The organism is Cedecea sp. (assembly GCF_036500665.1).
Taxonomy (GTDB): domain Bacteria; phylum Pseudomonadota; class Gammaproteobacteria; order Enterobacterales; family Enterobacteriaceae; genus Cedecea.
Genome location: NZ_DASYBS010000083.1, coordinates 127,741 through 136,720 on the forward strand (window position 1 = coordinate 127,741; position 8,980 = coordinate 136,720).

Consider the following 8,980-nt stretch of genomic DNA (forward strand, 5'->3'; position numbering starts at 1 on the left):
CCTTAAAAGCTTCTAATTGTTATCAATAACCGCACCACTGTAGCTTTAACCGCGTAGTCAAACGTGGAGAAATTTAGGAGATAGTGTAAATAAGCTTGGTAATTGGCAGGATTTGTAACCGTACCTTTTATTGGGTCGTTTTAACCTCTGTTTTCCAGAAACAGAACCGTGGCGGCGACGCGCGACCTGACCTGCAGCTTGCGCAGCAGATTGCGGATATGCACTTTTACCGTCTCTTCTGAAATATGCAGGCCGCTGGCAATTTGCTTATTCGACAGGCCGCGAGCCACTTCGGATAAAACATCCAGTTCGCGCTCGGTGAGGATAGCAAACGGATCGCTAATTTGCCGTTCGCTGCCGCGGTTATGTAAGTACTCGCGTACCTGCTCGCTAAATGCTTTCCCGCCCGCCAGACATTGGTGAATGTCCTGAAGTAAAGCCTCCGGGTCACTGTCTTTTAGCAGGTAGCCATCGGCACCGGCATCAATCAGCGTAAAGATATCGCTGCGCGCGTCGGAAACGGTGAGGATCACCACGCGGGCGCTGATACCATCCCGGCGCAGGGCGTTCAGCGTATCCAGGCCGCTCAGCCCTTTCATATTCAGGTCGAGCAGGATCAGATCCGGCGCCAGTCGGTTAGCTAAACTGATGGCTTCAGCTCCGCTGCTGGCTTCACCCACCACGGCAAAAGTGCTGTCCAGCTCAAGAAGCTGGCGGATCCCGCGCCGCATCAGCGGGTGATCGTCGACGATTAAGACCTGGCATACCGTTTTCTCTGACATTGCTACTCCTGAATAAAGCTAATTATTGTTATGACCGCCGACACCTGCCGGCGGTGTGGAGGTGAAGCGTACCTCCACCCGCGTTCCGCCCCGCGCTGGACGGGATATTGTCAGCTCACCGCCAAGGCGGCCTGCGCGCTCATGCATAATGTTCAGCCCGTAATGGCCCTCTGGCTCTTCAAGGCTTTCGATCCCGTGCCCGTTATCAAACACCGAGGCATAATGCTCGCCGCCGGTTTCCGAGCGGCAAACAACCTCGATGTGGCTTGCATCCGCGTGTTTTATGGCGTTGAGTACCGCCTCACGGATGATTTGCAGCAGATGAATTTGCTGAGAAGCATCCAGCGCCTGAGTGGGCATGCTGCATGCCAGGCTTATCTCCGCCTGGGTTTGCTCGCGCAGCGGCTCAAGCAGTTCCTGCAGCGCGGCCGGAAGATCGGCCTGCTGCAGCGTCAGGCGGAAGGTGGTAAGCAGTTCGCGCAGCTGGCGGTAAGCGTCGTTTAAGGCCTGGGAAAAGTCCCCGACAATGCGCTGAGCGGGCTGATTGTCTTCCGGCACCGCGCGCTTTAGCAGCGTGAGCTGGATGCGAAGATAAGAGAGTACCTGGGCCAGAGAATCATGCAGCTCCCGGGCAATGGTGGCTCGCTCTTCCATCAGCAGCAGCTGCTGGTAGTGTTTCTGCGCCTGGTTAAAGTAAACGCCTCGTCCCAGCATGGTGGCAACGCTTTTCATTAGCTGAGAAGAGGGGACCTCGCCGTGGGATTGCCAGCGTAGCGTGCCGAGCGCGCTGTCCTGCTGAACCAGCGGCAGGATATGCCATCTCTCTTCCGGAATTGGAGTACCTTCCGTCAGGCACCAGTTTTCCCCGACCTGCATCTCCAGCGCGCTAACCGCCTCATGCTGGTGAATAATTTTCAAAATCTGCACGAAGCAATCGCGATTGATGGTGCTGACGTTCAGCGCCTGAGAGCAGCTGTAAAGCACCTCGAGCATACGATTAGCTTCCTGCAGACGCAGGGTTTTTTGCTCAACCTGCTGTTCTAAAGAACGATAGAGTTTTTGCAGCTCGTCCGCCATGCGGATAAAAGCCTGCGCCAGCGAACCCAGCTCGTTGGGCAAGGAGCGATCGAGCGTCGGTAGCGTAAACTCGCCGCGCTCAATGGCTTTACTGGCTTCGACCATGGTATTCAGCGGCGCGACCACCTGCTGGCGAATACGGCGTAAGGTGAAGAACACGAGGGTGAAAATCGCCATAAAACCCACCACCGAAGCCGCGACAACCTGCATCATTTTTCGCTCAGCGTAATGCTGCAGCGCCAGCACAAACAGGTCGATTTGTTCAACGTAGGCGGCGATGTTGTAGCGGTACCAGTCGATATCTTCGTTCTGAATGTGCTTTTGCATTTGCTGCCAGGCATCCTGCAGCGAGTTATAGCGCGTCTTAACCTCGTCAGGCACCCAAAAGCGGTTGAGCTGCTGCAGCGTCGGGGAATCCAGCGATTGCTGGTACTGCTGCAGATGTGCCGCAATCGCGTTGGGGTCACCCTGGAGATCGTAGCCAAGGCGGTAGCTCTGCATACGCAGCGAGCCCGCAATATTGACCGCTTCCGCATCCTTCAGGCTGCTGGCGAGCGTCAGCATCGCGATGCCGGTTGAGAGCAGCGACAGCAGGACAATCGAAAAGAAAGCGCGAGCGAGGCTGGTGGATACCGAGCGTTTGACGGTCACTGCGCAATAACCCCTGAAAGCATATGGTGGGGCGAAACCTACCAGAATCTGCCCTGTACGCAAACGACTGACTGCGACTTTTTCGCCCTGGCGCTAAAAATGCTGCCTCATTTAACGCTAGCTTTGCCACATCATAACGGCCTCCTTACATTTGGCTTGCCGCACCTTATGGCGTCTAAACCGCCGCCTCTTTGATCCGACAACGGCATTTACCCCTTTAGGGGGATGCTTTTGTAACCCCTCGTCACATACCTTAGGCCCGGTATAAAACCGCTCTGAATATGCGGATAAAAAGAAGAACTTTTTTACCCGGTGGTAACTAAGCCGGGCATTTTGAGCAAGGATCTGCCCAATGGCTAAACTGACCCGTCGCGGCCTGCTGACCGGTGGCTGGCACAGCCTTACCCCTGTAATTCGTCCTCCCTGGAGCGGCGATGAAACGCATTTTCTGCTGGACTGCACGCGCTGCGATACCTGCATTTCCGTCTGTCAAAGTCGGGTGCTTCGTCGTGGGCAGGGGGGCTACCCTGAAATCGACTTTAGCCGCGGCGAATGCACGTTCTGCTACGCGTGCGCTGAAGCCTGCCCTGAGCAACTTTTTGCGCCGCAATCCTCCAAACCCTGGGCACTGACCTTACAGCTGGCCGAAACCTGCCTTGCCTTGCATCAGGTGGAATGCCGCAGCTGTGAAGATGCCTGCGAGCCGCGGGCGATTCGTTTTTTACCCACTCTTGAGGGCGTTTCCCGTCCACAGATTTCTTCGTCTGCCTGTCACGGCTGCGGCGCCTGCGTTGCCGGGTGCCCGACGTCAGCCATAACCCTGAGGCCACAAGATGCACACTGACTGGCACGTATGCGGCCTGGTGGTTCAGGCCAAACCTGAACACGTTGCTGCCGTTCGCAGCGCGATTAATGCCCTGCCGGGCAGCGAGGTTGCGGTCGACGATACCGACAGCGGCAAGCTTGCGGTGGTTATTGAGGCAGCCGAGAGCAGCACGCTGCTCGAACAAATTGAGCGGGCACGCAATATCTCTGGCGTGCTGGCGGTGTCGCTGGTTTACCACCAGCAGAATGAACAAGGTGAGGAAGCACCATGAAACTCAGTCGTCGTAGCTTTATGAAAGCGAATGCCGTTGCCGCAGCTGCCGCGGCGGCGGGCCTCAGCGTACCGGGCGTGGCTCGTGCGGTGGTGGGCAAGCAGGATGCCATCAAATGGGATAAGGCCCCATGCCGCTTTTGCGGTACGGGGTGCGGCGTGTTGGTGGGCACCCAAAATGGCCGCGTAGTGGCAAGTCAGGGGGACCCGGAAGCGCCGGTGAACCGCGGTCTCAACTGCATTAAAGGCTACTTCCTGCCAAAAATCATGTACGGAAAAGACCGCCTGGCCCAGCCGCTGCTGCGCATGAAAGACGGGCAGTACCACAAAGAAGGTGAATTCCAGCCGGTCAGCTGGGAAAAAGCCTTCGACGTGATGGAAGAAAAATTCAAAGCCAGCCTGAAAGAGAAAGGCCCGGACGGCATCGGCATGTTTGGCTCTGGCCAGTGGACGGTCTGGGAAGGTTATGCTGCCGCGAAACTGTTTAAGGCAGGCTTCCGCTCGAATAACATCGACCCGAACGCGCGTCACTGCATGGCGTCCGCGGTGGTGGGCTTTATGCGCACCTTCGGTATGGACGAGCCGATGGGCTGCTACGACGATATCGAACAGGCGGACGCCTTCGTGCTCTGGGGCTCCAACATGGCGGAGATGCACCCGATCCTGTGGTCACGCATCACTAACCGCCGTCTCTCTGACGAGAACGTCAATGTTGCCGTGCTCTCGACCTTCCAGCACCGCAGCTTTGAGCTGGCGGATAACGGCATGGTGTTCACGCCGCAAAGCGACCTGGTCATTCTGAACTACATCGCCAACTACATTATCCAGAACAACGCGGTCAATGAGTCGTTCTTTAAACAGCACGTTAACCTGCGCCGCGGCGTGACGGATATCGGCTATGGCCTGCGTCCAACGCATCCGCTGGAGAAAGCCGCGAAGAATCCGGGGTCTGATGCCTCTGAGCCGATGAGCTTCGACGAGTACAAGGCGTTCGTCGCGGAATACACGCTGGAGAAAACCGCTGAGATGAGCGGGGTGCCAAAAGATCAGCTTGAAGCGCTGGCGAAGCTTTATGCCGACCCGAACAAGAAAGTGATTTCCTACTGGACGATGGGCTTTAACCAGCACACGCGCGGCGTCTGGGCCAACAACCTGGTGTATAACCTGCACCTGCTGACCGGAAAAATCTCCCAGCCGGGCTGCGGGCCTTTCTCTCTGACCGGGCAGCCGTCCGCGTGCGGCACCGCGCGTGAGGTGGGCACATTTGCCCACCGCTTACCGGCAGATATGGTCGTCACCAACGAAAAGCATCGCGAAATCGTCGAAAAAACGTGGCAGCTGCCGGCCGGGACTATTCCAGCCAAAGTCGGGCTGCATGCGATTGCCCAGGACCGGGCGCTGAAGGACGGCAAGCTCAACGTTTACTGGGTGATGTGCAACAACAACATGCAGGCCGGGCCAAACATTAACGAAGAGCGTATGCCGGGCTGGCGCGATCCGCGCAACTTCATCATCGTCTCCGATCCTTATCCGACCATCAGCGCGCTGACGGCCGACCTGATCCTACCGACCGCCATGTGGGTGGAAAAAGAGGGCGCCTACGGTAACGCCGAGCGCCGCACGCAGTTCTGGCGCCAGCAGGTAAGCGCGCCGGGCGAGGCGAAGTCCGATCTCTGGCAGCTGGTGACCTTCGCAAAACGCTTCAAGGTAGAAGATGTCTGGCCTGCCGACCTTCTCGAGAAGAAACCTGAGTACCGTGGCAAGACTTTGTTCGACGTGCTGTTTGCCAGCGACGCGATACGCAAGTACCCGCTTACCGAGCTGGCGGAGGAGCAGCTAAACGACGAGTCTCGCGAGCTGGGCTTCTACCTGCAAAAAGGCCTGTTTGAAGAGTACGCCAGCTTTGGACGCGGGCACGGGCACGATCTGGCCCCGTTTGACGACTACCACAAAGCACGTGGTTTACGCTGGCCGGTGGTGGACGGGAAAGAAACCCAGTGGCGCTACAGCGAAGGCCACGATCCTTACGTCAAGGTCGGGGAAGGCTACAAATTCTACGGCAAGCCGGATGGCAAAGCGGTGATCTTCGCGCTGCCGTTCGAACCGGCGGCGGAAGCACCGGACCAGGAATACGACCTGTGGCTCTCTACCGGGCGAGTCCTTGAGCACTGGCATACCGGCAGCATGACGCGCCGCGTGCCGGAGTTGCATCGTGCCTTCCCGGAGGCCGTAACGTTTATTCATCCGCTGGATGCGCAGGAGCGTGGCCTACGCCGCGGTGACAAAGTGAAAGTGATCTCTCGCCGCGGCGAAGTGATTTCGATTGTCGAAACCCGCGGCCGTAACAAGCCGCCTCGCGGCCTGGTCTACATGCCGTTCTTCGACGCCGCGCAGCTGGTGAACAACCTGACGCTCGACGCTACAGATCCGCTTTCCAAAGAGGCGGATTTCAAGAAGTGCGCCGTGAAGCTGGCGAAGGTGTAACGCGCAATGTCCCGCGCCGACAAAACTCAACCGGCACGCCGCCGCTTTTTGCGTGACGTTGCGCGGGCGGCGGCAGGGCTGACGGCCGTCGCCGTGGTTCTGGGGTTGCAGCAGCAAACATCCAGCGCGCAGGGCGTGCGGCTGCGTCCGCCGGGCGCGCTGGATGAAGAGGCATTTTCACGCGCCTGCATTCGCTGCGGGCAGTGCGTGCAGGCCTGTCCTTACGACACCCTGAAGCTGGCCACGCTTGCTTCCGGGCTTGCGGCGGGCACGCCGTACTTTGTCGCGCGGGACGTGCCCTGCGAAATGTGTGAAGACGTGCCGTGCGCCAAAGTGTGCCCAAGCGGCGCGCTGGACGCGGATATCGCCTCGATCGACGACGCGCGAATGGGGCTGGCGGTTCTGCTGGATCATGAAAACTGCCTGAACTATCAGGGGCTGCGCTGCGACGTCTGCTATCGCGTTTGTCCGTCTATCGACCGGGCCATCACCCTTGAGATGGAGCGCAACCTGCGTACCGGCAAACACGCCCGCTTCTTGCCGACGGTACACAGCGATGCCTGCACCGGCTGCGGCAAGTGTGAGCAGGCCTGCGTGCTGGACCTGGCGGCAATCAAAGTGCTGCCACGCTCGCTGGCAAAAGGGGAGTTAGGCAAGCATTACCGTTTTGGCTGGCTGGAGGCGACCGATGGCAAACCATAAGCAGGATGCAGGGCACGATGCCGCAGCGAAAAAGGGCTGGTGGCATAGCCGAAAATGGCTGCTGATGCGCCGTTTTTCGCAGGCGTTGGTTTTAAGTTTTTTTCTCTGCGGTCCGCTTTTCGGCGTGTGGGTTTTGCATGGCAATTACAGCGGCAGCCTGCTGCTGGACACGGTGCCGCTGAGCGATCCTCTGCTGGTGCTGCAAAGCCTGTTGGGCGGCCACTTGCCTTCAGCTTTGGCGCTAATTGGAGCAGGCATTGTGGTGGCTGGCTACGCGCTGCTGGGCAAAAGGATTTTTTGCGGATGGGTTTGCCCGCTGAATCCTTTGACGGACCTGGCCGCCTGGCTGCGCCGGAAAACAGGGTTTAACGCTTCGGCTTCGCTGCCCCGTTGGCTGCGCTATCTGCTGCTGGGAATGCTGCTTGCCGGCAGCGCGCTGACCGGCACGCTCCTCTGGGAGTGGGTTAACCCGGTATCGCTGATGGGACGAGGGCTGATATTCGGCTTTGGAACCGGAATCTGGCTGCTGGTTGCGCTGTTTCTCTTCGATTTATTGCTGGTTGAACACGGCTGGTGTGGTCATCTCTGCCCGCTTGGGGCGCTCTATGGCGTCGTTGGCAGCAAAGGTGTGCTTGAAGTCAGCACCGGCGGTCGTGAGCGCTGCACCCGCTGTATGGATTGTTTTCACGTTTGCCCGGAGCCGCAAATTCTGCGCGCGCCGGTACTGGATAAGCACAGCCCGGCGCGGGTGACGAGCCGTGACTGCCTGAGTTGTGGTCGCTGCATCGACATCTGCCCGGAAGATGTTTTCAAAATAACAATACGATGGAGCTCGGGAGCTAAATCATGAAAAGTCATGGCCTGACGAAGGCGTTATTTCAATGGGGCACGGCATTAACACTGGTCGTAAGTGGCGCATTATGGGCGGCAAACGGCGTGGATCTTAATCAGTCGCCGGAGGTTTCAGGGACGCCGGAAGGGGCGGTCCGTATGCCAAAGCAGCAGGAGCGTATGGCGCTGAACTACGTTAACCAGCCGCCGATGATCCCGCACAGCGTGGACGGCTATCAGGTCACCACCTCCAGCAACCGTTGCCTGCAGTGTCACGGCGTTGAAAGCTATCGCACCACGGGTGCGCCGCGCGTCAGCCCAACGCACTTTTTGGACAGCGACGGCAAAGTGCTGTCGAACGTGGCGCCGCGCCGCTATTTCTGCCTGCAGTGCCATGTGCCGCAGGCGGACGCCGCGCCGATTGTCGAGAACACCTTCACGCCATCAAAAGGTTTTGGGAAATAAGTCATGGATAAATCAACTCGTAAACCTGGCGTGATTAAGCGCGTGTGGCAGTGGTGGCGCAGGCCAAGCCGGTTGGCGCTCGGCACGTTGCTGCTTATCGGCTTTGCAGCAGGGATAATCTTCTGGGGTGGTTTTAATACCGGGATGGAAATGTCCAACCGCGAAGAGTTCTGCATTGGTTGCCACGAGATGCGCAATAACGTGTATGAGGAATACATGGGGACGGTGCATTACAACAACCGCAGCGGCGTGCGCGCCACCTGCCCGGACTGCCATGTGCCGCATGAGTGGGTGCCGAAAATGATCCGTAAAATCCAGGCCAGCAAAGAGCTGTATGCCAAGGCTTTTGGCCTGATAGACACCCCGCAGAAGTTTGACGACCACCGCCTGGCGATGGCGCAAAACGAGTGGCGGCGCATGAAGAACAACAATTCGCAGGAGTGTCGAAACTGCCACAACTTCGACTATATGGATTTTACCGCACAGAAAACCGTGGCCGCCAAAATGCATGATGAAGCGATAAAAGACGGTAAAACCTGTATCGACTGTCACAAAGGGATAGCGCATAAGCTGCCGGATATGAGAGAGGTTGAGGCGGGGTTTTGATCGAGCCAGGGGGCCTGGTGAGTATTACTTTTGAAGGCGCAACTAAGGTTCCGTTCACCTCAAGTACAGCTTCATATGCAGCCACCGCAACGGTGAACGACTCGGGGAAATCACCGTCATTTCCCCGAGACCCCGGACTCCCGGTCAAATAAATCGACCGCTAAAGCGGCAGACCTCCGTTTTATCTCCCAGTCCTGGGTCGGCTGAGATGCGTTCCCGACGCTCTCAGCCTCCGGCCGTTCCCGACGTCCGGACCCTGGCCAGTCGGAGAGAAAACGGAGGCGAT

At 58.1% G+C, this 8,980-nt stretch carries 9 protein-coding genes; 7 read left to right on the forward strand and 2 right to left on the reverse strand.

The features are described from left to right. Nucleotides 1–140 precede the first annotated feature (140 nt). Nucleotides 141–782, reverse strand: coding sequence for a nitrate/nitrite response regulator protein NarP (gene narP, locus VGM55_RS13405; protein ID WP_154187801.1), 642 nt, complete (start codon nt 780–782; stop codon nt 141–143). An 18-nt stretch (nt 783–800) separates the two neighbouring features. Continuing rightward, the gene (gene narQ, locus VGM55_RS13410; protein WP_331635727.1) at nt 801–2,510 is read right to left on the reverse strand and encodes a nitrate/nitrite two-component system sensor histidine kinase NarQ; all 1,710 of its coding nucleotides are present in this window, start codon (nt 2,508–2,510) and stop codon (nt 801–803) included. A gap of 352 nt (nt 2,511–2,862) precedes the next feature. Between narQ and napF the strand changes: the two genes are divergently transcribed. The 7 genes from napF to napC are packed head-to-tail and all read left to right on the forward strand — an operon-like array spanning nt 2,863 to nt 8,694. Continuing rightward, nucleotides 2,863–3,354 (forward strand): ferredoxin-type protein NapF, encoded by a 492-nt coding sequence (napF, locus tag VGM55_RS13415; protein ID WP_331635728.1) that lies wholly within the window; start codon nt 2,863–2,865, stop codon nt 3,352–3,354. Beyond that, nucleotides 3,344–3,607, forward strand: coding sequence for a chaperone NapD (gene napD, locus VGM55_RS13420; protein ID WP_038480369.1), 264 nt, complete (start codon nt 3,344–3,346; stop codon nt 3,605–3,607). Before napF ends, napD begins: the two co-directional genes overlap by 11 nt. Continuing rightward, nucleotides 3,604–6,090 carry a nitrate reductase catalytic subunit NapA gene (gene napA / locus VGM55_RS13425; protein ID WP_154187799.1) on the forward strand — a complete coding sequence of 829 codons (2,487 nt, stop codon included), beginning with the start codon at nt 3,604–3,606 and terminating at the stop codon, nt 6,088–6,090. The genes napD and napA overlap by 4 nt, the downstream gene beginning before the upstream one ends. A 6-nt stretch (nt 6,091–6,096) precedes the next feature. Then, nucleotides 6,097–6,792, forward strand: a complete 696-nt coding sequence (napG, locus tag VGM55_RS13430; RefSeq protein WP_154187798.1) for a ferredoxin-type protein NapG — start codon at nt 6,097–6,099, stop codon at nt 6,790–6,792. Then, entirely contained in the window at nt 6,779–7,642 is an 864-nt protein-coding gene (napH, locus tag VGM55_RS13435) for a quinol dehydrogenase ferredoxin subunit NapH (RefSeq protein ID WP_331635729.1), read from the forward strand. The genes napG and napH overlap by 14 nt, the downstream gene beginning before the upstream one ends. Next, complete coding sequence (gene napB, locus VGM55_RS13440; RefSeq protein ID WP_331635730.1) at nt 7,639–8,088, forward strand: nitrate reductase cytochrome c-type subunit; 450 nt, start codon at nt 7,639–7,641, stop codon at nt 8,086–8,088. Before napH ends, napB begins: the two co-directional genes overlap by 4 nt. A 3-nt stretch (nt 8,089–8,091) precedes the next feature. Further along, complete coding sequence (gene napC, locus VGM55_RS13445) at nt 8,092–8,694, forward strand: cytochrome c-type protein NapC (protein ID WP_038480382.1); 603 nt, start codon at nt 8,092–8,094, stop codon at nt 8,692–8,694. The last annotated feature ends 286 nt before the right edge of the window (nt 8,695–8,980 follow it).